The organism is Geobacillus thermoleovorans (assembly GCF_001610955.1).
Taxonomy (GTDB): domain Bacteria; phylum Bacillota; class Bacilli; order Bacillales; family Anoxybacillaceae; genus Geobacillus; species Geobacillus thermoleovorans.
The window spans coordinates 3174617-3198651 of sequence record NZ_CP014335.1 but is presented as its reverse complement, the minus strand read 5'-3'; the positions used below and the strand labels follow the sequence as shown (position 1 = coordinate 3198651).

The 24035-nt window shown below is 52.2% G+C and carries 22 protein-coding genes; 16 read left to right on the top strand and 6 right to left on the bottom strand.

All coding sequences use genetic code 11. The annotated features are described in order from the left end of the window. The first annotated feature begins 195 nt into the window (after window positions 1-195). Window positions 196-576, top strand: a complete 381-nt coding sequence (locus tag GT3570_RS19210; RefSeq protein ID WP_225995682.1) for a hypothetical protein — start codon at window positions 196-198, stop codon at window positions 574-576. A gap of 139 nt (window positions 577-715) precedes the next feature. Here the strand turns inward: GT3570_RS19210 and GT3570_RS16085 are convergent, their stop codons facing one another. After that, complete coding sequence (locus GT3570_RS16085; RefSeq protein WP_062899019.1) at window positions 716-1705, bottom strand: RpnC/YadD family protein; 990 nt, start codon at window positions 1703-1705, stop codon at window positions 716-718. Window positions 1706-1875: 170 nt separating this feature from the next. Continuing rightward, a complete protein-coding gene (locus GT3570_RS16080; protein WP_062899018.1) occupies window positions 1876-2373 on the bottom strand; it encodes a L,D-transpeptidase family protein in 498 nt (165 codons plus the stop codon). A gap of 233 nt (window positions 2374-2606) precedes the next feature. Here GT3570_RS16080 and GT3570_RS16075 point away from each other — a divergent pair, with 233 nt between their 5' ends. Then, window positions 2607-2807 (top strand): hypothetical protein, encoded by a 201-nt coding sequence (locus tag GT3570_RS16075; protein WP_011232749.1) that lies wholly within the window; start codon window positions 2607-2609, stop codon window positions 2805-2807. Between the two features lie 43 nt (window positions 2808-2850). Here the strand turns inward: GT3570_RS16075 and GT3570_RS16070 are convergent, their stop codons facing one another. After that, entirely contained in the window at window positions 2851-3324 is a 474-nt protein-coding gene (locus tag GT3570_RS16070) for a hypothetical protein (protein WP_062899017.1), read from the bottom strand. Between the two features lie 294 nt (window positions 3325-3618). Between GT3570_RS16070 and GT3570_RS16065 the strand changes: the two genes are divergently transcribed. Both GT3570_RS16065 and GT3570_RS16060 read left to right on the top strand, forming a co-directional pair. Further along, entirely contained in the window at window positions 3619-4551 is a 933-nt protein-coding gene (locus tag GT3570_RS16065; RefSeq protein WP_011232747.1) for a DMT family transporter, read from the top strand. Window positions 4552-4752: 201 nt separating this feature from the next. After that, on the top strand, window positions 4753-5646 hold the full coding sequence (locus GT3570_RS16060) for an Rpn family recombination-promoting nuclease/putative transposase (protein ID WP_011232746.1): 894 nt from the start codon (window positions 4753-4755) through the stop codon (window positions 5644-5646). A gap of 39 nt (window positions 5647-5685) precedes the next feature. Here GT3570_RS16060 and GT3570_RS16055 read toward each other — a convergent pair whose 3' ends face one another. Continuing rightward, a complete protein-coding gene (locus tag GT3570_RS16055) occupies window positions 5686-6699 on the bottom strand; it encodes a substrate-binding domain-containing protein (RefSeq protein WP_033012646.1) in 1014 nt (337 codons plus the stop codon). Between the two features lie 494 nt (window positions 6700-7193). On the opposite strand from GT3570_RS16055, the gene GT3570_RS16050 reads away from it, so the two are divergent. From GT3570_RS16050 to GT3570_RS16000, 11 genes are all read left to right on the top strand, one after another. Then, a complete protein-coding gene (locus tag GT3570_RS16050; RefSeq protein ID WP_014195126.1) occupies window positions 7194-8519 on the top strand; it encodes an extracellular solute-binding protein in 1326 nt (441 codons plus the stop codon). A 1-nt stretch (window position 8520) separates the two neighbouring features. Beyond that, window positions 8521-9399 carry a carbohydrate ABC transporter permease gene (locus GT3570_RS16045; protein WP_011232743.1) on the top strand — a complete coding sequence of 293 codons (879 nt, stop codon included), beginning with the start codon at window positions 8521-8523 and terminating at the stop codon, window positions 9397-9399. Beyond that, the gene (locus GT3570_RS16040; RefSeq protein WP_062899016.1) at window positions 9386-10216 is read left to right on the top strand and encodes a carbohydrate ABC transporter permease; all 831 of its coding nucleotides are present in this window, start codon (window positions 9386-9388) and stop codon (window positions 10214-10216) included. The genes GT3570_RS16045 and GT3570_RS16040 overlap by 14 nt, the downstream gene beginning before the upstream one ends. Window positions 10217-10257: 41 nt before the next feature. Continuing rightward, entirely contained in the window at window positions 10258-11205 is a 948-nt protein-coding gene (locus GT3570_RS16035; protein ID WP_062899015.1) for an MTP-1 family protein, read from the top strand. A gap of 2 nt (window positions 11206-11207) precedes the next feature. Further along, window positions 11208-12266 (top strand): BtaManbiosPhlase, encoded by a 1059-nt coding sequence (locus GT3570_RS16030; RefSeq protein WP_062899014.1) that lies wholly within the window; start codon window positions 11208-11210, stop codon window positions 12264-12266. Between the two features lie 281 nt (window positions 12267-12547). Beyond that, complete coding sequence (galU, locus tag GT3570_RS16025; RefSeq protein ID WP_011232739.1) at window positions 12548-13435, top strand: UTP--glucose-1-phosphate uridylyltransferase GalU; 888 nt, start codon at window positions 12548-12550, stop codon at window positions 13433-13435. A 42-nt stretch (window positions 13436-13477) separates the two neighbouring features. Continuing rightward, window positions 13478-14791, top strand: coding sequence for an AAA family ATPase (locus GT3570_RS16020; RefSeq protein ID WP_011232738.1), 1314 nt, complete (start codon window positions 13478-13480; stop codon window positions 14789-14791). A gap of 2 nt (window positions 14792-14793) precedes the next feature. Beyond that, window positions 14794-15225, top strand: a complete 432-nt coding sequence (locus GT3570_RS16015; RefSeq protein WP_011232737.1) for a hypothetical protein — start codon at window positions 14794-14796, stop codon at window positions 15223-15225. Window positions 15226-15246: 21 nt separating this feature from the next. Further along, window positions 15247-15624 (top strand): DUF488 domain-containing protein, encoded by a 378-nt coding sequence (locus tag GT3570_RS16010; protein ID WP_011232736.1) that lies wholly within the window; start codon window positions 15247-15249, stop codon window positions 15622-15624. A gap of 3 nt (window positions 15625-15627) precedes the next feature. Next, entirely contained in the window at window positions 15628-16113 is a 486-nt protein-coding gene (locus GT3570_RS16005; RefSeq protein WP_023634280.1) for a macro domain-containing protein, read from the top strand. Window positions 16114-16393: 280 nt separating this feature from the next. Next, window positions 16394-17365 carry an MTP-1 family protein gene (locus GT3570_RS16000; protein WP_011232734.1) on the top strand — a complete coding sequence of 324 codons (972 nt, stop codon included), beginning with the start codon at window positions 16394-16396 and terminating at the stop codon, window positions 17363-17365. 613 nt (window positions 17366-17978) lie between these two features. Here GT3570_RS16000 and GT3570_RS15995 read toward each other — a convergent pair. Next, window positions 17979-20738 carry a DEAD/DEAH box helicase gene (locus tag GT3570_RS15995; protein ID WP_062899013.1) on the bottom strand — a complete coding sequence of 920 codons (2760 nt, stop codon included), beginning with the start codon at window positions 20736-20738 and terminating at the stop codon, window positions 17979-17981. Continuing rightward, window positions 20735-22378, bottom strand: coding sequence for a hypothetical protein (locus GT3570_RS15990; protein WP_062899121.1), 1644 nt, complete (start codon window positions 22376-22378; stop codon window positions 20735-20737). The genes GT3570_RS15995 and GT3570_RS15990 overlap by 4 nt, the downstream gene beginning before the upstream one ends. Window positions 22379-22594: 216 nt before the next feature. Here GT3570_RS15990 and GT3570_RS15985 point away from each other — a divergent pair, with 216 nt between their 5' ends. Next, window positions 22595-23911, top strand: coding sequence for an SEC-C domain-containing protein (locus tag GT3570_RS15985; protein WP_062899012.1), 1317 nt, complete (start codon window positions 22595-22597; stop codon window positions 23909-23911). Window positions 23912-24035 lie beyond the last annotated feature (124 nt).

The following is a 24035-nucleotide window of genomic DNA, read 5'->3' as shown; positions in this document are numbered from 1 at the left end:
ATCAAAGGGGGAAAACTTGGTGGAAAAACAGGAACAGATACATTGGCTGCTGGACAGCAGACAAATGGAAATAGAATATTTATGAATTGGAAAAACTGGCGGTGCAACTGGCCGATATGCGAAGTTCGTTTGGATCGGAAGCTGTGCAGGGGTAGGGGGACGGAAAAAGGCACTTGTTATCGTTGGGGAGAGGGCATGAACCAACGGCTGTTTGCGGAGGAAATGTGGAAGTCGTTGCTGGATAAGCTGTACGAAGGAAAAATGGTATCGACGTTCAAAGGGAAGGAAGCGTTTCGCGTTGTTTCGTTTTCCGATGAGGGGGTTATTGTGCGATTGAGTTCGAAGGAGAAGGATGTGTTTCTAAGCAAGAAGGCGATGGTCAATGTGATTGAGAAGCTCATCGCCCATGAAGATGGCGTGCGGAAAAAAATGGTGGACCCGGAATTCCGTCTAAAGTTAGGGCTGTTTTTGCTTCACCCGTGGACGGAGAAAGTGGTGCGCCAGGAGGAGGGGAAACGCCGTCCGTATTTGTTGTTAACGGATGAAGCCCGTCAGCGATTGGCAAGCGGCGAGTAGAGGGATTGACACACTGGGAAGTGCGCTCGCTTTGGCGGCCAAAGGCCAAGGGAAAAGTCCGACTGTTGCTTGTTCCACACGCCAAGAGCCATAGGGAAAAGACCAGTGATAAGAGCCGCACGGTTGCGGCTCTTTGGCGCTATTGGATCGGCGGCTGATCGTTGTCCATTTCCTTCGCTAGGTCGGCGACTTCGGCGACGGTCAGGCCGGTTCGTTTGGCGATCTCGTGAATGGGAAGAACATCAAGCAAATTTTTGGCGATTTCGATGGCCTTCCGTTTTTCCGTTTGCTTGATCGCCTGCTCCTTTTCTTGCATGACTCTTTGCACTGCTTGTTCTTTTTCTTGTATCGCTCTTTGCACTGCTTGTTCTTTTTCCTGCATCACTTTCTTCAACATTTCTTCTTTTTCTTGTTCAAGTTCTTCGACTAACAGGCGAAACACTTTGTTCATTTTGATCCACTCCTTTACTTTTTCGGCGTATGACCGGTCGATGAATTTGTCTGTAGCGGTCAGAACGCCAGCGATGATGTGCAGCTGTTTCGGTTCGTCGCCGATCGCTTTCGCCAGCTCGATCGTTTTTTCGATCATCGTTTGCCGGTCGAAGCGGGTGTGCATGAGCGGCACGAGGATGAGTTTCATCGTTTCTTCCGGAGTGAGCGGTTCGCCGTTGTGGACTTTTTCTTCAATGGCATGGAAAATCGCATCGCCGTTGAATTCGCCAAGCAACACCGCTTTGGATGAAAGAAACACATCGCCGGCGTCAAGCTGTTCGCGGGCGCTCGTGACATCGCTTGTGTAGATCACAACGATGCGAATCGGGCGTATTCGTTTTTCCTGTTGATAGTATGTGTGAAGGATGCGGCAGGCATAATCAAGATACTTTAAATGGTTGTCGAGAAATCGTTCATTGCTTTCGTACTCGAGAAGCAAAATGGAATCGTCTTCGAGAAGAAACACGGTGTCGGCGCGCCGTTCATCCGCCCGTACAGACGGAAATTCGTTTGGAAGCAGTGCTTTGATCCGTGGGAGTCCGTGAAGTCCGTATACATCGAGGGCTTGGTTTTGGTACAATGCGCTCAGCGACTTGAACAAAATGTCTTTGGCGTGATGCGAGATCCCGCCTGGCATCGTCTTCACTCCATTCGCTTTTGACCTAATTATACTACTTGCCCGATCGATTGTCAGCTGCCATCGTGAGCGGAAACACGGTGTTCGTTCGGTGGGAGTGAATGACATCTTCTTGAAAAATAAAACGGGTTGTGACTCAGAACAGACGGATGAATGACGCTGTTTTGCCCTCACGGCCGGATAAACACTTCCGTTCCGTTCGGAACGATGGAGGCGAGTTCGAGCACGTCTTTGTTGTGCATGCGGATGCAGCCTTTGGATACGTATTTGCCGATCGAGGACGGGTCGTTCGTGCCGTGGATGCCGTAATGGACTTTGGATAAGCTGAGCCACATGGCGCCGAACGGACCGCCCGGGTTCGGCTGGCGGTTGACGATGACAAAATCGCCGACAGGCGTGGCGGTGACCATTTTGCCGACGCCGATCGGATACGTGCGGATCGTTCGTCCCCGGTGTTTTAACGTCAGCTGGCGGCGGCTGATCGAGATGTGGATCGTGTAGGGAATCGATCCTTTCGGCGGAAGGTGGGGGATGACGATCTCCTGCCCGGGAAAGATGACGGACGCGGCGGTCAAACCATTGGCGCGAAGGAGCGCCTCAACAGATGTGCGGTAGTCGCGGGCGATGGAGGCGATCGTTTCCCCGCGTTTGACGATATGTTTGTACATGGCATTTCGCTCCTTTTTTTCGCTGGATGGAGAAAATAGCTCCGATTGATGATACATTAGTGTATGAGAAGATTCGAATAAGGTTGCTCAAATGGGAAGAGAGTCTCATGCGCATGGCATGCGGCCGCCAATGCCGTATGAACGCGCTGTGCGTTAGTCTATACTTGATAGGGAGCGTTGCCTAACGGGTGTTTCTTGTCAAAACGTGTAGGTGAAAAAGGAGGATGGCGCGAATGAGAACGTTTGTCCTAAAACCGGAAGGACAGAAGGTTGATTATGAGCTGTATGCCGAGCTCTCCCCTGTCCCGCTTGAGATCATTGACGGCGATCTCTTTTTTACGAAAGAGGAGCGGGAAAACTTGCTTAAGCTGTTGATATACAATGTCGGCATTAATCGGACGCTTGAGATCATCGAGGAATGGAAGGAGCGGTGAAAGCGGCGCCCGGTCGATATCGGGGCCGCATCGATGTTGGGGGTTACGGGCGGTAAGGGAACAAAATGTTCTTTTCCCCTTTTTCTGTGGCGACGAAGACGTCTTGATGGATTTCGAACACGCCAAAAGCGCTATGGAACGTCTGAATGACGCGGACGCGATACACGTCGTGAAGCGGTTTGTTCTCATCAGACATCGACCATGACGACAGTTTTTCCACCTCATCGATGCGGTAGTCGAACGTCTCGACGCCGAAGTCTTGCATAAAGACGTGGGCGCGGCGCTGGATGTAGACGTCTTTTGGGAATTTCTTTTTCATAAGCGGGTGAAACAGCTCCCAAGAGCTGCCAAAATCCCCTGCCTGCTCGTAGCGGTAAAACGTGTCAACGATTTCCTTTGCCTCGTTCCGTTCGTTCGAAAGAAACAGAGACAAGATCGCCACCAACACGGCGACGGCAGTGAGAACCGCCACCCCAGTCCTGGCTCGGATCGTCTTTTGGCGGTAGCGTGGGAACATGGGGTCTCCTCTCCTCTCTGTTATACCATATGCACGATGGGCGGCGGATATGGGCAGGGAAAGGGCGGAAGCGCCGTGGCATGTGTCACAGGATAGACATACGGCCGCATTTTTTAGTCAAAAAATTCATCAGAGTGTAGTAAAATGGATGGCAGAAGTTGTTGGAAATGATGCACTAGCGTGAGAAACGGTGGTTTGTCCTATTTGGAGGCGGGTGAAAAGGCGGAGCGTTTAGGGCTCCGTTTTTCCTTTGCCGTTCCGCTGAAAACAGAGATGCAGGAGAGGTAGAGAGCGATGCGGAAATCATTTATTTATGCGCTGTTGGTCGCCATTATGGTTGCTTGGGGCTTGAACGTGACGGCGTTGAAAATTCTTGTGGAGCATTTTTCGCCCGTCGCGTTGACGGCGCTGCGCATTCTAACGGCCGGGTTGGTCGTGCTTTTGTTTTTATGGGGGATCGGCAAGCTTCAAAAAGTCAGTTGGAATGAGGCGAAACAGATTGGTTTGGCCGCATTGTTCAGCGTGGTGGCCCATCACTTCTTTTTAGCTTTGGGGCTCGCGAGGACGACGGCGGTGAACGCGGGCCTTGTTTTAGGGATGGTGCCGCTTGTGACGGCGCTGTTGGCGATCGTGTTTTTGGGACAGCGGCCGACGTTGTTTCGTTTGCTTGGCATCGCGCTCGGGTTTTTTGGCGTCGTGTTTGTCGTCGCGAACGGCGATGGCGGCCTCGGCCATTTGTCAATCGGGGATGTGTACATCTTTTTGGCCGTCTTGGCGCAAGGGATCAGCTTCATTATGATCAAAAAGGCGACGGTCGAGGCGCGGGTGATGACAGGGTGGATGCTCGTCTTCGGGTCGCTTTGGCTGTTTGTCTTAAGCCTCGTGCTCGAGCCGAGCGGCCTATCGAGTTTGAAAGAGGGTACGTTGCCGCTTTGGCTCATTTTCCTTGCTTCGGCTGTCGTGGCGACGGCGCTTGGCCATATGTTTTATAACCAGGCTGTTCAACATCTTGGCCCCGCTGAGTCGGCGGTGTTCATCAACCTCAATCCGCTCTTTTCGTTGCTTGGGGCGCACTGGTTGCTTGGTGAGCCGATTTCATGGATGCAGTTGGCTGGTTTTCTCTTCATCGTCGCGGGCGTGATGTTCGGCAGCGGGGGGATGGATGACGTGATCGCCCGTTTCCGCCGGGCGAAGGCGGTGGAGGGCGGAAGGAAGGCGGGGATGTAGTAGCCTTGGAATCCCCCACTTCTAGGCCTTGCGTGCAAGTGGCGAAACATTCATATCCAGGAATGGAGGGGGCTTCACATTGCGGTCGGCGTCTTGGCTGTCTCTTCTCGAAAAGGGACAGCCATTTTTGTGCCATCGGCAGGATTTTGCTTGATGATGTCGAAAAAGAGAATACGAAACGTATTCGTGTGAGGTGAATGTATGGCGATCGATCACGACCGGTTGTTCAAGGAGTTGTTGCAGACGTTTTTTGAGGAATTTGTGCTTCTCTTCTTTCCGGATATGCACGAGCATATTGATTTCAACCATTTGTCGTTTTTGTCCGAAGAGCTGTTTACGGACGTAACGGCTGGGGAGAAGTACCGCGTTGACCTGCTCGTCGAGACGAAGTTCAAAGGAAAAGACGGATTGATCATTGTTCACGTAGAAAACCAAGCGTACGTTCAATCGTCATTTCCAGAAAGAATGTTTCTTTACTTCAGCCGCTTGTTTGAAAAATACCGCACTCCGATCATTCCGATTGCCGTCTTCAGCTATGATGCCATCCGAGATGAACCCTCTTTGTTCACGCTCTCCTTTCCGTTTGGCGATGTGCTTGACTTTCGCTTTTTCCATGTGGAGTTGCGCAAGCAAAACTGGCGCCAATTCATCCGCACCGACAACCCGGTGGCGGCTGCGCTGCTTAGCAAAATGGGGTATACTGAAAGTGAACGAGTGGAACTGAAAAAGCAATTTTTGCGCATGTTGGTGCGTCTTGAGCTAGACGAGGCAAGACAGCGTTTGTTGATGGGCTTTTTTGAAACGTATGTGAAGCTGTCCGATGAAGAAGAACAACAGCTTCGAAGCGAGGTGGAACAAATGGAGACGAAAGAAAAAGAACGCGTGCTGGAATTGATCATTTCGTACGAGCAAAAGGGAAAAATTCAAGGCCGAAAGGAAGGACGGGAGGAAGGGCGCAAAGAGGGAGCGGAACAAGAAAAACGGCACATTGCGAAACGGATGTTGATGAAAGGGTTTGATGCGCAGACGATTCACGAACTGACCGGATTGCCTGTGACGGAGATTGAGGAAATGAAACAAAGCGGCTTCAAGTGAATGGAAATCAAACAGGCGGGGCAAAAGGCCAGCCCCGCCCTAGCGCGTTGGTTTTGCTGCTGTGGATTCCCGTTTGATCAGTTTCGTAGACAATAGCACTTCCTGAAAAGGTTCGTTCGGGTTGTCCCACCGCCATCGCAACAATTCCACCGCTCGTTTGCCGTAGCGCTTCAGGTCGATGTCGACGGTCGTGATTTTCGGCGTCGCGATTTGCGACAGCTGCCCGTTGTCAAAGCTGCAGACGGAAACGTCATCGGGCACTTTTAGCCCGTACTGCTGCAGGCCGGTGCTGACGAAAAAGCCAAGCCCGTCATTGACGCAAAACCAGGCGGTCGGCTGCCGCTTCAGCTCGCGGATGTAGCCTGCGATGACCGTTTCGTCCTCTTGCGCCTGGCAGAACATCCACTCCTCGTTCGGTTTCACTCCATAGTCTTTCAGCGCCAATAAGTACCCTTCATACCGCTCTTGATAGCTCGGCGAATAGTTGACGTCGCCGACAAACGCGATGTCAGTATGGTTGAGCTCCAACAAATGCTGGACGGCCACATACGCCCCGAACCGATTGTTTGTCAGCACCGCATCGGCTGGAATGTTCGGATGGTGATGGTCGACCAGGACGGTCGGGATGCCGGTGGCGACGATTTGTTGGATGTACTCGGTGCTGATGTGGGAAAGGATGATCACGCCGTCGACTTGTTTTTCCTCGATGAACGAAGGCAAAAGAAGCCGTTCTTTTTGTTCTTTGTTCACCGATTGGATGTGCAGCTTCATGCCGTGTGACAGCGCTTCCTGTTCAATGCTTAAGTAGATTTCGCCAAAAAATTTCAGCGAAAACGTGCGGTCGGAGGCGATGAGGGCGATTTGCCTCGGCGGTTTGCCGCGCGACTTCGCGCGGGAGGCGGGATATTCATACCCCATTTCTTTGGCTACACGCTTCACAAGCTCCCTCGTTTCTTCGCTGACCCCTTCTTTGCCGCGCAGCGCTTGAGAGACCGAGTTTTTGGAAATGTTCAGTCGATCGGCGATGTCTTGCATGGTGACGCGTTTTTTCATTCGCTACCTCCACTTGTTCGCTATTTTGCCTTTCGGTGATTTGAGGCGCCGACAAGGACGGCCGTTGCGATTTTTCGTTTTCCATCATTACAAGTATACATCGAAATCTTGAAGATTGGCTCCGCTTCCGCAGCGTTTGCTTGCTTTCTCTAGTTCAAGTACATCCCTTATGAAAACGAAAGACATTCAACACCTCGGAACAAATATATACGAAATGGTATTGTAACGTTACAATTTCTGATTGTCAAGTTGATGAATTGCGTCTAAACTCACGGTTTTTTCTTGTCTTTTCCGCAAGAAAGAAGTTGACTATTTCGTTGAATCATGAAATAATGTCATTGTAATGTTATAAAATACCGTTACATAAATTTGTTTTTAGCTAACAAGATTGTTCGTCTCCATGGTTTGTCACGGGAAGGAGAGGGGTTGTCTGAAGCGGTTGTTTATGTAAGCGTTTTAATCACCTGCTCATCAATACAAGGGGGGAATGGACGATGAAAAAGCGCAAGTGGTTCAAACTGGCTTCGTTGTTGCTTGCCGCTGCGGTGGCGGGAACAGGCTGTCAAGGACAGACCGGGAATGAACAGGGGCAGAAGAAGGAAGGATCAACCGTGCAAATTGAGTTTTGGGCGGCGCCGAATCCGACGCAGCAGGCATTCTGGAAGAAGATGGCGGATCGCTATATGGAAGAGCATCAAAACGTGAAAATCAAAGTATCGCCGATGCCGGAAAGCCCTTCTTCGGAGGCGGGCATTCAGTCGGCGATTGCGGCGGGAAATGCGCCGGTTATTTCCGAAAACATCTCCCGCGGGTTTGCCGCACAGCTGGCGGACAGCCGGGCGATTGTGCCGCTGGATCAATTTGAAGGGTTTGATGATGTAATCGGCAAACGGCAAATGAAAAGCACGATTTCAACATGGAAGTTCGCCGATGGGCATCAATATGTGCTGCCGATTTACTCCAACGCCATGCTGTTCGGTTGGCGAATCGATATTCTGAAAGAGTTGGGGTATAACGCTCCGCCGAAGACGTACAGCGAAGTCATGGAAGTCGGCAAAAAGCTGAAAGAAAAATATCCGAACAAGTTTCTATGGGCGAGAGCCGACTTGGTCAAACCGACGTGGTGGGCGAGATGGTTTGACTTCTTCATGATTTACAATGCGGCGTCGAATGGGACGCATTTCATCGATGGAAACAAGTTGAGTGCGGATCGTGACGCGGGTGTGAAGACGCTCCAGTTCTTCGCTGATTTAAGCAAAAATCAGCTCGTGTTGACGAAAGAGACGAAAGATCCGTTTGAAAGCGGTACATCCTTGATGTCCGATTTAGGGCCGTGGACGTTCCCGTATTGGGCTGAGAAGTTTCCGGAAATGAAGTTTAACGAGAAATACGTGTTGTCGATGCCGCCTGTGCCTGATGGCATGGACCCGTCGCAGGCGAAAACGTTCGCCGATACAAAAGGGCTGGTCATTTACGCTTCGGCGACGAAAGAACAGCAACAAGCCGCGTTCGATTTCGTCAAATGGGTGTATTCCGATCCGCAAAACGATTTGGAATGGCTGAAAGAAACGAACTTGCCGCCGGCGCGGGACGACTTGTCGACGAACGAGGCGTTTGTCTCCTATTTTGAACAAAATCCGCAGCTGAAACTGTATGCGGAAAACGTTCCGAATGCCATACCGCCTATGGATAACGCCAAAATGGTTGAGCTTCAAGAGCTGATCGGCAAAGAGGCGTTGAATCCGGTCGTCAAAGGCGAGAAAACCCCAGAAAAAGCGTGGGAGGACATGGAAAAGGCGATCAATGGGGTGTTAAAATAACATGAATAAACATGCGGCAAAAGTGGGTTGGCTGCTCGCCAGCCCATACCTTATCTATTCCGCTATTTTCTTTTTGATCCCCCTGTTTTGGGCGTTATATCTCGCTTTTACGAACTGGAATTTAATTTCTCCCGAATATGAGACGGTGGGAATGCAAAACTTCCTTGACGCCTTCTCGAGTCCGAGCGTGCGGGCGGCGTTTTGGGTGACGTACAAGTTTATGTTGATGTTTGTGCCGATCGTCATCGCCGGCTCGCTGTTTTTGGCGCTGATTCTTCACCATCTGCCTCGGTGGAAAGGATTGTTTGCCGTCGGATATTTTCTGCCGTATTTGGCGTCGGGGGTGGCGTCGTCGATTGTCGTCAAAGGCGTCATTTCCTACAACAGCCCGTTGAATCAATTTTTGCGGGACGCGTTGGGCTGGGATATTGACTGGCTCGGCTCGCCCATCTTAGCTCCGCTTGTCATTGCGCTCATGATGGCGTGGAAGTTTGTCGGATATTATGCGCTATTGTTTTTGTCCGGCTTGGAAAGCATCCCGAAAGAAGTGTATGAAGCGGCGGAAATTGACGGAGCGATTGGCTGGAAGCGGGTTTGGCACGTGACGATTCCGATGCTGTACCCTTCGTTTTATACCGTGACGATTTTGGCGGTCGGTTTGATGTTTGGCATTTTCACCGAACCGTATGTGTTGACAGGCGGTGGGCCAGAGTATGCGACCCATACGTGGCAGCTGGAGATTTACAACCAGGCGTTTGAAAAATTAAATGCGGGTTATGGAACCGCGGTCGCGATTATCAATTCGATCGTCACCTTTGCGTCGATTTTCGTCTTTCGCAAGGTGTTGGAAAAATGGGGTGGCAAACATGGCTGGGAGTAAAACATGGAAGGTCGGACTGCTTTATGTTTTGGCGTTTGCCGTTTTGTTCGTCATGGTGTTTCCGTATTGGTATATGTTGTTAGGCTCTCTTGCCCCATGGAATGAGGTCGACCGAAAGCTCATTCCGTCGTCATTGACGCTTCGCTCGTATGAATGGCTGTTTCAAGGCGGCGAAGATGTCGTGCCGCGGCCGTGGCTTCGGGCATTTTTCAACAGTTTGCTCGTCACGTCGGCGTCAACGCTGCTCATGCTTGTGACGGCCGTGATGGTTGGATATGCGTTGTCGAAAGTGAAATTTAAAGGGAGACAATGGGTCAACAACGCGATTTTGTTTCAAATGTTTTATCCGTCGATCATTTTGCTTATTCCACTGTTTCTGATCGTCCGGTATTTCGGCTGGTACAACACGTATTGGGCGATGATCTTGCCGAAGGCCGTCAACTTGTGGGCCATCTTTATGTACACGAACTTTTTCCGCAGCATTCCCGATGAATTGATCGAAGCGGCAAAGATGGATGGAGCGGGCCATTTCACCATCATTCGCCGCATTGTCTGGCCGATGTCGCGCTCGATTACGACGATCATTTTCTTGTTCCTTTTTATGGAACGATGGGTGGAACTGCTTTGGGATATGCTTGTTGTGAATAACGAAAAGATGTTGACGTTAAACGTGTTGTTGGCGCAAATGTTTGGACCATACGGCGGATATCCGGGGCCGATGTACGCCGCCTCAGTGCTTCTCACGCTGCCGATTTTGATTTTGTTCCTTTTGTTTAGCAAGAATTTTAAAGAAGGCATGCAGTTCATATTAAAATAATAAAAACATCATGATAGGAAGAGGGAGCAGGGAGAGACGTGATGCAGACAAGGACGCCGACGATGAAAACATGCCAGACACTGCTTGAGGAATTTCAGCGTGCTCCTCAGCCGCTTCGGGTGGAGAAGCTCGTGTTTGCCGGCGTTGGGGGGCGGGATGTGTACAACATTTCCGCGCCGTTTGAAGACGATGGCGAGTGGGTCATTGCCGGACGGGTGGAGGCAAGAGACAGCGAGCAATCCGAAGTCTACTTTTTCGTCGAGCGTGAAGGGACATGGGTGCCGCGGGAAGGGGCGCCGGTGTTTGCCTTGCAGGATCCGTTTGTTTCGCGGGTGCACGGGCATCTTGTGTTTGGGGGGGTGGAGACGTTTCCGCATCCCGTGCTTCACGGGAAGTTGTATTGGCGGACGGTGTTGTACCGCGGAAACACGATCAAGGAATTGGCGCCTTTTTTCACCGGTCCCGACGGGATGAAAGACATTCGTCTTGTCGAGCTTCGGGATGGGTCGGTTGGGGTCTTCACCCGTCCGCAAGGGGCAAAAGGCGGACGCGGAAAAATCGGCTTCACCCGCATCGGTGCGCTCGATGAGTTGACGGTGGAGGCGATTGAGAATGCCCCATTGATTGACGGCCAATTTGCCGATGAAGAATGGGGAGGCGCCAACGAAGTGCATTTGCTTGGCAATGGGCTCGTCGGCGTCTTGGGCCATATCGCTTGTTTCGATCAGGAGCGGAACCGTCATTATTATCCGATGGTGTTTGCGTTCAATCCAGATACGGGGGAAGCGTCGGACATGGAGTTGATCGCCACAAGAGCCCATTTCCTCGATGGCCCGGCGAAGCGTCCGGATTTGGCGGATGTCGTGTTTAGCGGCGGACTGATTCGCAAAGGGGACGGCACGGCCGATTTTTACGCTGGAACAAGTGACGCAGAAGCGCAAAAACTAACAATCGTTGATCCATTTACGAAATACGAAAGGCAGGGGTGACGATGCACCTTTACCGCTACGAAGAAAACCCGCTGATTACACCGAACGATGTGCCGCCGCACCACGACGGGTTTGAAGTGATCGGGGCGTTTAACGCTGGGGTGGCGAAATTTCAAGGGGAAGTGTTGCTGCTTCTTCGGGTGGCGGAGCGCCCCGTGTCGGATGACCCGAACATCGTGAAAGCACCGGTATGGAACCCAGAGACGGGGAAGGTCGATGTTTACGAATTTCGCAAAGACGATCCGCGCTATGATTTTTCCGATCCTCGGGTGATCAAAGAGGCGGGGGCGGAGCGGTTTTTGTATTTGACGTCGCTCTCCTATTTGCGCCTCGCCCGGAGTCAAGACGGGCGGCGGTTTACGATCGACGACCGCCCGTTCGTCTATCCATCGAATGAGCTCGAGACATTTGGTATTGAAGATCCGCGCATTACGTACATTGACGGCACGTATTACATTTATTTCAGCGCCGTCTCACCAAAAGGAGTCGGCGAGGCGATGGTGTCCACAACGGATTTCCGGACGGTGACGCACCACGGCATGATTTTCGCTCCGGAAAATAAAGATGTGCTCATTTTTCCGGAGAAGATCAACGGCAAATATTACGCTCTCCATCGCCCAGTGCCGCGAAGCAACGGCCGCCCCGAGGTGTGGATCGCGGAGTCGGAGAATCTGCTTCATTGGGGGAATCACCGCTTTTTGTTCGGTCTGCGCGAAGGAAAGTGGGACAGCGCCCGCATCGGCGGCGGGGCGGTGCCGATCAAAACGGAGCACGGCTGGCTCGAGTTGTACCACGGGGCGTCGGATGACCACCGCTATTGCATGGGGGCGGTGCTGCTCGATTTGAACGACCCGGCAAAAGTTATCGCCCGCTCGGAGCGGCCGCTTGTTGAGCCGGAAGCGGATTATGAGGTGAACGGCTTTTTCGGCCGCGTCGTGTTCTCATGCGGGGCGCTTGTTGACGGCGATGTTGTGAAAATGTATTACGGCGCCGCCGATACGTCGATGGCGTGCGTCGAGCTGAAGCTGGACGAGATTTTGGATTCGCTTGTGAAAGTATGAAAGCGAAGTTGCCCGCACGTTGCGGTGTAAGAACGGAAACGCCTGGATGGCCGGGCGTTTCTTTTTTGGTTTGCCGCGAACATACCGTGAGCGCAGGTGGGAGAGCGTTCAACGTTCATTGCGTCGTTTCGTTTCTTTTCCGTTCAACAGGATTTGGTATAATAAAAACAACGCCGATTCATCGGTCAGGTCGGCAGAGCGGTTTGCGGCTGGGCAATGAAAGACACTGGCCATGACTCGAAAGAACAGATGATCATCGGATAGAGGAGGAACCATCGGAGATGAAAAAAGTACGCAAAGCGATCATTCCGGCGGCCGGGCTTGGGACGCGGTTTCTGCCGGCGACGAAGGCAATGCCGAAGGAGATGCTTCCGATCGTTGATAAGCCGACGATTCAATATATTGTCGAAGAAGCCATCGCCTCAGGCATTGAGGACATTATTATCGTCACCGGGAAAGGGAAGCGGGCGATTGAGGATCATTTTGACTACGCGTTTGAGCTGGAACAGATGCTCAAGCAAAAAGGGAAGCTGGATCTGCTTGAGAAAGTGAAAGAGCCGTCGAAGGTGGACATCCACTACATTCGCCAAAAAGAGCCGAAAGGGCTCGGGCATGCGGTTTGGTGCGCGCGCAATTTCATTGGAGACGAGCCGTTTGCGGTGTTGTTGGGCGATGATATCGTCCAGGCGGAAAAGCCTTGTTTAAAACAGCTCATTGAGCAGTATGAACAAACGTTCAGCTCGGTGATTGGTGTCAAGCGCGTGCCGGAGGAAGAAACGCATCGCTACGGGATCATCGACCCGCTCGAGCAGCAAGGCCGGCGCTACCAAGTGCGCCGCTTCGTGGAAAAACCAGCTCCGGGCACAGCGCCGTCGAACTTGGCGATCGTCGGCCGCTACGTGTTGACGCCGGAAATTTTCTTGTTTTTAGAGAAACAGGAAGCCGGCGCAGGCGGGGAGATTCAGCTCACCGATGCGATCGGGCGGTTGAATGAAATTCAGCGCGTGTTTGCCTATGAATTTGAAGGAAAGCGGTACGATGTCGGCGAAAAGCTCGGCTTTATCGAAACGACGATTGAGTTTGCCTTGCAAAACGAGGAGCTGCGGGATGACTTGCTTTCGTTTTTGGAGCGGGTGGTGGCAGAGGCGAAGGGATCGAAGAACAACTAATCAAATTTTTCAGAAGATGAAGACAAAAAAGGAGGGTAGGATGTGGCGCGCATACGGATTGAACATTTTGGTCCTGTGAAGCTGTTTGATGAGGAGATCACGGATGTTACCGTTTTGATTGGCCCCCAAGCGAGCGGAAAAAGTACGATCAGCAAATTGATTTTTTTCTTTCAATCGATTCCTGATGAATGGGTAAACTATTTGCTTTCAGTACGTCAAACGGAAGAAAACAACCCATTTTTTGAGTTCAATAAACGTCTTCGGAGAAAATTTGTTGGGTACTTTGGCACAACCAAACATATGAAACCGTTTCATATTCGTTATGAGTATGATGTTGAAAAGTTTGTCCGTCTTGATTTAAAGGACGGTTATGTACAAATCCATTTCAGCGATCCGCTAAAACGGGAGATTCAGGAAAATTTTAAACATGTTGTGCAGATGAAAAAGGAAATGCAATATGAAGAACAACAGTTGGATGATTTTTGGAATGTCTCCTCGTGGAAAGTGCGTCAACAAAATGTGTTAGAAAAGGTCAAAGCAGCGATCACTGAGGTATTCGGCGATTCCAAAACACCCATTTTTATCCCTGCAGGGAGGAGTTTAGTTGCCACATTGTCGGATCAGCTTCAGGATATTAACCCGCAGCAACTCGATGTGTTGACAGAACAGTTTATCGAGCGAATTAATCTACTAAAGAAGATGTTTTCGCATTCGTTTGAGGAAATCATCGAAGATCGAAAAAAATTCTCGACAGAAAAAATTGACTTTGAGGCAATCCGACTGGCCATCAAGATGATCGAAGGCGTGATGAAAGGGAAATACATGTTCTCTGATTATGGGGAAAGGATTTTTTTTAATGAAAGAGAGTATACAAAACTGAAATTTTCATCTTCTGGACAACAGGAAGTCGTTTGGATTTTGCTGCTGATATTTACAATCATTCTGGAACGGCAGCGAGTGTTTATGGTGATTGAAGAACCCGAGGCACACTTATATCCGAACGCACAAAAAGAAATGGTTGCCTTATTTGCGTTGTTGCTGAATGTGACGAATAGTACGCTCGTGATTACGACTCATAGCCCGTACATTTTGTCTGCTTTTAATATTTATTTGTACGCTGCCAAAATCGGAAACAAACTGGATCAACGTGTGCATCCAATTGTGGACCGAAAGCTGCGCCTTTCTCCAGAGCGGTTAAAGGCCTACATGCTAGAGAGTGAAGGAGGGAAATTCCATTATCGAAGCATTATTGATAATGAATTACAGTTCATACAGGCCGAAGCGATCGATGAAGCATCATCTGCGATCAACCGCGTACTTGATGAACTCATGGAGGCAGAGGAAGCGGGGGAGTAAACATGGCGGTTGTAGGTTGGGAAAGTTGTTTACACTATTGCGACCGTCGAAAACTAGCAGTTGTTGAGGAAAACGGGAGAGGGGTTCGTTTTGTCAATGAGAGGGAAAAGAGGGTGGCCCTGTACCGTGTAGACGGTTGTTTGATTAAAGAGGGGGTAAAATGCGACTTTTTATTTTTAGTGATCGAAGGAGATCGGGCATTTTTCATCGAACTAAAAGGGTCTGACCTTAAGCAAGCTGTACACCAGATCGCCCGAACAATCGAACAGTTAGGGAAATGGCTGCCTGGATATCGATTCGAAGGGAGAATCGTGACTACCCGTGTGAGAACGCCTGCTTTGAAATCGACTTATTTGATGAAGCTGGAAAAAATGTTGAGGAGAACGGGTGGGACATTAGTGGTAAAAGCCAAGTGGGACGAGGTAAACGTATAGGGCAGGAAAGAGGCGACCGGTATGGGTTATTACAGGCTAAAACGGAGTCATACCCCAATCGGACAGGATGACGGCATCCGCATTCTCGTCGACCGCCTTTGGCCGCGCGGGGTGTCAAAGGCCGAGTCGCGCATCGACCGCTGGATGAAAGAGATTGCCCCGAGTCCAGCGCTGCGGCAATGGTTTGGCCATCGGCCAGAGCGGTTTGCCGAGTTTGCGCGGGCATATGAGCGGGAGTTGGAAACAGAGGAAACGAAGCAGGAGCTTGTGGATGAGCTGTTGTTGCTTTCCGGAGTGGTGACGCTGTTGTATGCAGCAAAAAATGAACGACATAACCATGCCGTTGTCCTTTGTGATTTTTTGCGCAAAATAGCCGAGAGGCGAAGCCAGGAGGGATGAACGGTGATTTCTGCGATGGTCGGCGATTTGACGAAGGTTGAAGGGGTCGAGTACATTTGCAATGCCGCCAACGGCATCGGACCGATGGGCGGCGGGGTGGCAGCGGCGATCCGTCGGGCAGGCGGGCGCGTGATTGAAGAGGAAGCGATCCGCGTCTGTCAAGCGCAAGATCCACAGCCAGGCGATTTGTACGTGACAGGGGCAGGCTCGTTGCCGTTTCGGGGTGTGATTCATCTTGTGACGATGAAGCAGCCGGCTGGAGCAACGTCGTATGAGATCGTCCGGTCGTGTCTTGAGCGGCTTGTCGCGCACTGTCGGGAGCACGGGATCAAGAAGGTGGCGCTGCCGGCCTTGGGAACCGGAGTCGGCCGGCTTGACAAAGCGAGAGTGGCTAGGTTATTTCGCGAGGTGCTCGCGCCGGTTGAGGATGTGGAATTTGTGGTCGTTGATATCGACGAGTCATTTATCCAAATGGTTGATTCATATTAAATAAAAATTAAGAAAAAAAGGGCCTTGACAGACGCTTGGCCCTTCTTTTTTTGGCAAAGAATAACGTGTTTCACAATCCTTCATATCATATTATAATATAACACACAAACCAGTTTCATTGACTTCCTTGCCTAGCCTAGGAGGTGGCGCAGCCATCCATGTCCGATTGATTGGACTGGCATGAAAGGAAGTTGGAGAGCGTTTCCTGTTCGAACCTGTTCAGGGAAAATGGCCAAAAGCGATGCATACGGCGTTTTTGGCAACGCCTGGAGGGATGATCATGTTATTCCAATCGCCAACATTGAAGACATGTCAAGTATTAGTCGATGAATTCCGCCTGGCCCCACAGCCGTTTGAGCCGGAAAAACTCCGCTTTGCGGGTGTTGGGGACCGAGACGTTTATAATATTTCCGCACCGTTTGTGGATGAAGGAGAATGGGTGATCGCTGGGCGCGTCGAGGCGCGCGACAGCGAGCAGTCGGAAGTGTACTTTTTCGTCGAGCGTGACGGCGTTTGGGTCCCTCGTGAAGGGGCGCCGGTGTTCGCCTTGCAAGACCCGTTCGTGTCGCGCATTCACGGTCAGCTTGTGTTTGGCGGCGTGGAGACGTTTCCGCATCCGGTGTTTGTTGGCGAGCATAGCTGGCGGACGGTCTTTTACCGTGGACCGAACATTCGCCGCTTAGAAAAGTTCGCCGAAGGGCCGGATGGGATGAAAGACATTCGCCTCGTCGAGTTGAAAGATGGCTCGATCGGCGTGTTTACCCGACCGCAAGGGGAAAAAGGCGGCCGCGGGAAAATCGGTTTCACCCGCATTTTCTCGCTCGATGAGTTGACGCCGGACGTGATCGAGGCAGCGCCGATTCTTGATGCCCAATTTACGGATGAAGAATGGGGCGGCGTGAACGAGGCGCATTTGCTTGCAAACGGGCTTGTTGGGGCGCTCGGCCATATCGCTTGCTTTGACGAGCAAGGCAACCGCCATTACTACCCGATGGTGTTCGTGTTGAACCCCGAGACGATGGAGCGTTCGGAGCTGGAATTGCTTGCGCTTCGCTCCCACTTTTTAGACGGGCCGGCGAAACGGCCGGATTTGGCGAACGTTGTCTTCAGCGGCGGGCTCATCCGCAAAGGCGACGGCACCGCCGAGCTGTACGCCGGCGTCGGCGATGCGGAAGCGCAAAAAATTTCGCTCATCGACCCGTTTGCGAAATACGAAGCGCAAGAGCTCGATCGGATGTATGCTTCCGTTTAGCGAAAGGATCGGTGCGACAGACCTTCTCTTGATGAGGAAGGTTGGCGGCCGGTCCTTTTTTGCATTTGGCCGGTTTCTTGCCTTGTGCGAAGGACTTCGGTTTGGCATAAACGTGACTTGTTCGGTGACGGTGTATGTGCTCAATGAGGAACGGCTATATGAGCAGGCGGATGTTCAACCTTGTTTGTTTGCATTATCGTGATGAAAGAGGAAATGTTGCTTCCTCACAGCGTTTCTTCAGTTCAAAACTTTGCAACACCGTCGCGTGACCCCTTTCGGCTTCTCCCAAATCGAACAAATCCGTCGTTTTTCAACGGTCTTCGAAAGGACTGCTTAAAAGCGAACAGCGTGGGATTCTTCCCACGCTGTTTCCGTGAAAATGCACGCGTCTTGATGGGGCATTTTCATGCCCAGGTGAAGGGCAAAGGTTGCTCATGGATCTTTTCTGTGTCCAACGGGATCGGGGCGACGTTCATCGCCCGCGTGATGCTCCTTTACGGTTGCTTTTGCCGCTTTTCCCGCTCTTTCACTTTCTCCTCCATTCGCTTCAGCAGCTTTTCCCACGGGTTTTCCGCCGTTTTTTTCTTGCGCTTTGGCTTTTCTCCCGCCATGCTTAAGCGCCTCCTTTCGCCGCGGCTGATAAGGCGAGCAAGTCTCGCAGTTCGTCATCGGACAGTTCGGTGATCCACGCCTCGCCTTCGGTGATCACATCAGCGAGCGCTTGCTTTTGTTCGAGCATCTCGTCAATTTTTTCTTCGATTGTCCCGATGGTGATCAATTTATGGACGTGGACGAATTTCGTCTGTCCGATGCGGTAGGCGCGGTCGGTCGCCTGGTTCTCGACGGCCGGGTTCCACCAGCGGTCGAAATGGATGACGTGGTTGGCCGCTGTTAAGTTGAGCCCGGTGCCGCCGGCTTTGAGCGATAAAAGGAAAATCGGCGCTTTTTTCGCTTGGAACTCATCCACCATCCGGTCGCGCGTTTGTTTTGGGACGCCTCCGTGCAAAAACAACACCCGCTCATCAAACAAGTCGGAAAGCAGTTCTTGGATCATCTCGCCCATTCGCACATATTGCGTGAAGATGAGGCACGATTCGTCGTTGGCGCGAATTTGCTCGATCAGTTCGATGAGCTTTTCGAGTTTGTGCGACCGTTCGACGAGCTGGCGGGGTCGGCGTTCTTTCAAATACAGCGCCGGATGGTCGCAAATTTGCTTCACACCGTTTAGCATTTGCAAAATCAAGCCGCGCCGCGCAAACGGACTGGCTTCCTTTGCCCGTTCGAGTGTGTCGTTGACGAGCTGCTCGTACAAGGCAGCCTGTTCGGCCGTGAGCGGGCAATATTCTTTTTGTTCAAGCTTATCCGGCAAGTTGAGCGCAACCGCTTCATCCGTTTTCGTCCGCCGCAAGAGAAATGGGCGGATGAGCGTCTGCAGCGCCGCTTTTTTATGGGCATCTCCTTCTTTTTCAATCGGCCCGGCAAAGCGCCGCTCAAACTCCGCACGGCTGCCGAGATAGCCGGGGTTGAGGAAGTGGAAGATGCTCCAAAGTTCGCCGAGACGGTTTTCAACCGGCGTGCCGGATAAGGCGATTTTATGTTTTCCGCTCAAGCGGCGGATGGCGCGCGCTTGTTTCGTTTGCGCGTTTTTAATGTTTTGCGCTTCATCCAAGCAAATGACGTGCCAGTGCATCTGTTTTAAATCGTCTTGGTCCAAATGAGCAAGGTTGTAAGACGTAATGACGAGATCGGCCTCGCCTGCCGTTTGCACGAACGCATCGTTTTTCGCCCGGTTCGGTCCATGGTGCACGTAGACGCGCAAGTCTGGGGTGAAGCGGGCGCATTCCTTTTGCCAGTTGCCGATCACGCTGGTCGGGCAGATGAGCAAGGCCGGCGTGTCCGGCCGCTCCATTTCTTTTACATAGGTCAAATAGGCGAGCAGTTGCACCGTTTTGCCAAGCCCCATGTCATCGGCCAAGCAGGCGCCAAAGCCGAATCGGCGCAAAAAGACGAGCCAGTCGACGCCGCGCTGCTGATACGGGCGGAGCGTGCCGTGAAAAGACGGCGGCACATTCGCTTTCGGCAATCCATCAAGCTGCTGGAGCTGGCGGATAAACGCCCGGAATTGGTCGTGGACGTCAATGTGGATCGGGATCGATTCGTCCGCTGCCTCTTCGCGCTCCTCTGCTTCCGAAAGCAGCGTTTGCGCCACGATGTCGTGGATCGGCACGCCTTCTTTTTTCGCCTTTTCCATGAGCGCCTGTGCGCGGCGGACAAGGGCGGGATCGAGAATGAGCCATTGGCCGCGCAGGCGGATGAGGCGCCGCTTTTGTTCCGCCAAAGCGGCAAACTCCTCTTCTGTCAGCTCAATCCCGTTGGTCGCCACCCTCCAGTCAAAGTCCGCGAGGCGCTCAAGGCCGAATAATGATTCCGCGTTGACGGAAGGCGACAGCTTCGCTTTGATCGACAGCTGCGCCTGGCGGATATCGTGCCACCAGTCGGGAAGCAGCAGGCGCACGCCCGCTTCGGTGAGCTTTAAGCTGTCTTCGGACAAAAAACGCCACGCTTCTTCATTAGACAGTTCCGTCCGCAGACCCTCCCCGGCGTCAAGCCACGGCACGATCGCGCAAATGCGGCGAATGGCGCGCTGGATCGATGATTCATATGGGCGCCAAGCGCGCGGAATGTCGCTTGCGGGTGCGATGACGCTGTCGTCGACGGCGATTAGCACCGCTTCAAGCGTCCATACGTCGCCTTCCTCGGACGGCTCGACAAGGCGCAGTCCGACCGTAAATGGCGGTCGGTCGCCGAGCCAGCCGATTTGTTCAAGCCAATCGTCTTCCGTTCCGGTCCATTGGCCGCTGGGGGAGGCGATCAATGGATAAGCGCGAACGATTTCGCCCCAAATGCCGCGAAGCTCCGGGTCGCGCGACAGCCAGTCGGCAATCGCCAGCGACCGCCATGTAGCGACGAACGGATCGGGATCGTCATCCGCGCCGCGCCAGCGGGTGCGACCCGCTTCGCTCCATGCGCCGCCTGTGTTTTTCCAAAGGGAAGCGTCTGGAAGGAAGCGGCGTTCCCCCAACCCATTCCAAATGTGTCTCGCCCACTCTTCCAATCGGGCGGTGAATTCATCCGCCCATTCGATGACGGAAAAGCGCGAGTGCGGACGCAACGCGAACAGAGTGAGCGCTTGCCACGGCGACAGCCGCACGATGTCGTCTTCGATATCAATCATGGTCCCGTAAAAGGTTTCTTCGTGCCAAGCCAATAAAGGCGAAACCCATGATGAGGGATGGGTGGAACCAGAGAGCTCGAAACATCGAATCTCTTCATTCCATCTGCAGGAAATCTGAATCGTCTCCAATGCCTTCATGGAAGCAGTTTTCCTTTCTTTAATTCTTCATGAAACGCGCGCAGGCGCGCCGTTTTGGCGAGCAGCTGTTCAAGATACGCTTCCCATTGATCGAATCGCTTCATCGAGCGGTAATGAGCCCGCATCGTTTTCAAGTGGCGGACCGCCCTTTGGTAGCTCGCCCGGTTTTTTTCTTCCAGCCGCCTCATCACGGTCCGATGATATAACGGCATGACAAGATCCGTCCCGCGCGCTTGCAATGTTTTGAGCAGCTGCGGATGCAGCTCATCAGCGGTGATGTTCGCCCATAAGAATAGGTCCACGACTTCCCGGTAGCGTCCTTGCCGATACAAAAAGTTGGTGTACTCGTTGACGCTGTACGGAAGGCTTCGCTGCAAAAAATCTTCCCATGCATCCGGTCGGTTTCGTTGGCGGGCATACATTTCAAACAAATGAACCGCTTCGTCCAAAAAACTTCCCCGGGCGAGGTCGGACATGTGGGAAAGATAAAGCGGCCAATCGTCCTTCGCTTTTTCCCAAACGGCTTCAAACCGTTTCAAGAGGCCGTTTTGAATGAATCGCCCCATCCATTCCACCAAAAACAAGCCTGCCTGATCGGGGAACGCGCGGTAAAGCGCCATCGCTTCGTCGTCTTCGCCAAGCAAAAAGGAAAGATGAGCCGCCGCCATAGCGGCGCGGATGTCGTCTCGGTCTTTGGCGAGCCGAAGGAGTTCGGCTCGTTCCTCTTGCCGCCATGTGGGCTTGGTGAACAGCGATTCCCACGCGGTTGTGTAAAAGTCATAGCCGAATGATGACAGCCCTCCGTCCAAAAACAGTACATCACGAACATACGGAATCGTCTGTTCAATCAACGCGTTGAGCGACCGCGGCAGCGATTGAGTAGACAATTTTTCCAAGGCGTCAAAGGCGCGGTCGGCGACATAGTTGACGTCCTGCTGCCAGGAAAACTGTCCGTAAGAGGCGAATACGACGTCGTTCCACCCTTGCGCCTCCCCGTACTGCCGAAGCTTTTCCAACAAAAAGAGGGCGGCATGAAGCTCCCGCAACGGACGGGCGCCAGCTTGCTTCCCTTCGTTTTTGCCAAGTTTCGGGAGCAGCTGGAAGGCTAAACGGTACGGCCAGTTTTGGCCGTTTTGATGGCGGGAGAAAAAGTCTTCATACTGTTTCTCGAACTGGCCCCGCCAATCTTCAACCGTTTCATTGGCTGTGATCGAAAGGCCTGCCGTTTTCCCCGCGCGTTTTGGAGCAGGCGTTTTTGGTTCATGGACAGCGGATTCTTTCCACAACGCGCCGATTTGCCCTTTTTTCCAAAGGCGGAACAGCTCGCCAACGTCGAACACGTTGCCGTATATATAAAAGAACAGCGCCAAAACGTGTGGACACAGCCCTTCCGTCCCGCACGGGCAGCGATGGCGGCGGGTGACGTTGGACAAATCAACCATGACGTCATGAGGAGTTTTGTCAGACACGACCCCTTCCACTTCATGGCTGTTGATGACCATCACGTTATAGACGAACCCGTATCTGGACAAATCCCGTCCTTTTTGAATGAGATTGTGGAAAATGGGATACGGCAATTCTTTCACCAATTCTTCTGCCGCTTGCCGCAAAAGCGGTTTGGAGATCGTGGTCTGCAACATGTCGGTCCGTCCTTTCCGATCCATTCCTTATCATCCTATTATAGCATGTGACAGCGTGTCGAAAAAAGAGGGGCAATGTGACAAAACGCGTCTGTTCTCGAGCCGGCATGAAAGGACATTGCGAGCTTTTGAACGTGTACGCGTTTTGATAGAAAGAAAGCTGGTGATGGTTGAACGTCTATCGATGATGGTATAATAGGAATAGAAAAAGTCCAAATGGAAAAGAAAGCAGGTGCATCGAATATGGCGGAAACGCCGCGGAACGCGTTATGCCCGTGCGGAAGCGGGAAAAAGTACAAGCATTGTTGCGGAAAAAAAGAGGCGGTTTCGATTTCGTCATTGATTGACCGCGAGTTGATCGAATGCATGAATGATATGCGTCAGTTTGTTTTGCAGCGGTATGAGAGGGAGGCGGAAGAGCTTTTAGACCAGTTCCCGCTTGATGAGATGCCGGAGGAACTCGAGCTTGGCGTGCAGATCATGGCGGTGAACTGGATGTTGTTTTGTTGGCCGGTTGATGAAACAGGACAAACGATCTTTTCTGCTTACCGGAAAAGCCGTCATTGGGAGCGGTGGCGCCCGTCCGTTCAGGCGCACATCGAGAGGTGGGAAGGAGCCGTTCCGTCGCTTGGCGAGTTCATCGGCTATGATGACGACAATCGCCCCGTTGTCCGGGATTTGTTGACGGGAGAGGAAAAGATCGTTCATTTATTGACTTCCGATCAATGGCCGAGCGTGATCGAAACAGGAGATGTGGTGTTCGGCTTCCTTGTGCCGTACCAAGACGTGTTCACGTGTTTCACAGCGGTGTTTCCGCTCCCGGCGTCAGGGAAAGATCGATTGCTTCGGGCGATTCAACAAGAAGGGGAGTGGAGCGGTCAGCCATCGGCTTTATGGATGCGCGATCGGTTCGTCGCTGTGCTTTCCGATGTGCTCTTGGAGTGGCTTTGGCAGTTCGCCAAACAGTTCAAATGGGATGATCCGAAACAAGCGGCCGTCATTCGCGAGCTCGATGAAAACGAGCCGGAGGCGCCAGCGGCGCTGCTCAATCAAGCGTTCGCCATATGGGCGATCTATTGCGGAAAAACATCCCGCCTCCCTTATTCGGTCCCCGTCTACGCGGCGGCGCTCCGCTATGTGGCTGGGCATTTGATGAAGGCGGAAGGATCGGAGGTGGAAGACATCGCCGATCGGTATGACGTGATGCCAGAAGATGTGCGATCGGCGGCGTTGGATTTTTTCCTGATGGCTGTTGATGATGAAGACGACGAGGAATGGCTCGATGACTGGGAGGAAGACTGGTTCGAAGAGGAAGGGGATGAGCTTGATGCGCGCATCAATGAATGGATCGATGACATCGATCTGATGTTGATGCGTGAAGGATGGGACGAGAAGCGAGTCAACCGTCATATTGACCGCGCCATCCGTTCGTGGCGGAATGAAGGCCTGCTTGAGGAAGTGAATGAAAAAGAATTGCGTAAAGAACTCCGCGATGTAGCGTGGGAGATCTTCACCGATCGGGGATTCATCTAGAAGCTGGCAGAAAAACGGGCGCTGCGCGCAAGTCAGCGGCATTTCGTCAGAAAGGAAAGCCGGTTCCACAAGGGCTCTCTCATTCAAACATCATTGGGCTCAACCCAAGCCCTCTATAAGTAGA